Below are 1,651 nucleotides of genomic sequence, written 5' to 3' on the forward strand. Positions count from 1 at the left end.
GTCTTACCTCGGGAGACCCTACTCACATACCGGGAGGTATGGTCGAAAAAGGTTTGGAGAGGGAGTCAGATGATGTCATAGTAGGCGAAGCCCCAGTGGGAATATAGCCGAAGGACGGAAACGATTTATAGTACGAATCGCTATGTTTAAAATAATACATGAGCCGGAAATCGGGTGGACAGGAAAAGTAGGAACGTAACCGAGGAATACTGTCTATACCTAGAGGGGCGATATGTATGAATCTTGAGATAGGTCAGAGGAGTAACAACGATGGAATTAATAGAAGTGATTTTAACAAAAGAAAACCTGAACAGAGCCTATAAAAAGGTAGTTGCCAATAAAGGCACGGGTGGCGTTGACGGAGTTACGGTAGAGGAGTTGGGGAACTATATAAGAGAGAACCGGGAGAAAATCATAACGTCTCTCAGAAACAGAACCTATATACCGAAGCCAGTCCGAAGAGTATTCATTCCAAAAGACAACGGAAAGAAAAGACCGTTAGGGATACCGACGGCGCTAGACCGAACAATCCAGCAGGCAATATCACAGCCTATATCTGATATTTACGAGAAAATATTCAGTGACTACAGCTACGGGTTCAGACCGGGAAGAAGTTGCCATGATGCCATCAGACAGGCACTGGAATACTTGAATGAAGGGTATGAATGGGTAGTAGATATAGATATAGAACAGTTTTTCGATAAGGTAAATCATGACAAACTAATTCAGATACTAAGGGAACAGGTAAATGACAGTACCACATTAAATCTGATTCGGAAATATCTGAAAGCAGGAGTAATGGAAAACGGGTTGGAGAAAGCGACAATCACGGGCGTGCCGCAAGGGGGTCCGCTTTCCGTCGTATGTTCAAATGTGTATCTTGATAAGTTGGACAAAGAACTGGAATACAGAGGGCTCCGGTTTACGAGGTATGCAGACGATGTGCTGATATTTACAAAAAGTGAAATGGCAGCCAACCGGGTAATGAAATCCATAAGTAACTGGTTGGAAAGGAAACTATTCCTGAAAGTAAATGCAACCAAAACGAAAGTTGTCAGACCGACACGGAGTAAATATCTGGGATTCACATTTCTGAAGAATGGTGGAGAATGGAAAGTAAAACCCACTACGGAAAAGAAAAAGAAACTCAAAAAGAAACTGAGTGAATATCTGAAAAGAGGCAGAGCAGTCGCAAGACCTCTGGCGGCTACAATCAAACGCGTTAATGAAATGGTAAGAGGATGGATTAATTACTTTCGGATTGGGCTGATGAAAGAGTATATGGAGAAGTTTGGGGAATGGCTGCGGCACAAGATAAGAGTAATCGTCATGAAGCAGTGGAAGAAGCCGAAAACCGTCTACAGGAATCTGAGTTACTTAAACTGGAAGAATCATAATGGTTTTAGCCGTGAAGAAATCTATAAAGTGGCAAATTCAAGGCTAGGGTGGTACAGAAGAAGTGGAATGAACGTAGTGAATTTCATAATCAGTAAAGATTTACTTGAAAACAGGATAAAAGACGGAGCTGGACTGCTCAATCCTTTATCCTATTACTTAGTAAAAGTTGGAATATAAGTTGTAGAGCCGTATACGAGACCCGTACGTACGGTTCAACGGGAGGGGCGAGATTTTACTCTCCCTCTACCCTATT

General features: G+C 42.3%; 1 protein-coding gene. It reads left to right on the top strand.

What is annotated here, in order from left to right; translation table 11 throughout:
* The first annotated feature begins 270 nt into the window (after nucleotides 1-270).
* The gene (ltrA, locus tag FLB61_RS12915; protein WP_087203508.1) at nucleotides 271-1,575 is read left to right on the top strand and encodes a group II intron reverse transcriptase/maturase; all 1,305 of its coding nucleotides are present in this window, start codon (nucleotides 271-273) and stop codon (nucleotides 1,573-1,575) included.
* Nucleotides 1,576-1,651 lie beyond the last annotated feature (76 nt).

It is taken from the genome of Sellimonas caecigallum, from assembly GCF_019754295.1.
Taxonomy (GTDB): Bacteria; Bacillota; Clostridia; order Lachnospirales; family Lachnospiraceae; genus Sellimonas; species Sellimonas caecigallum.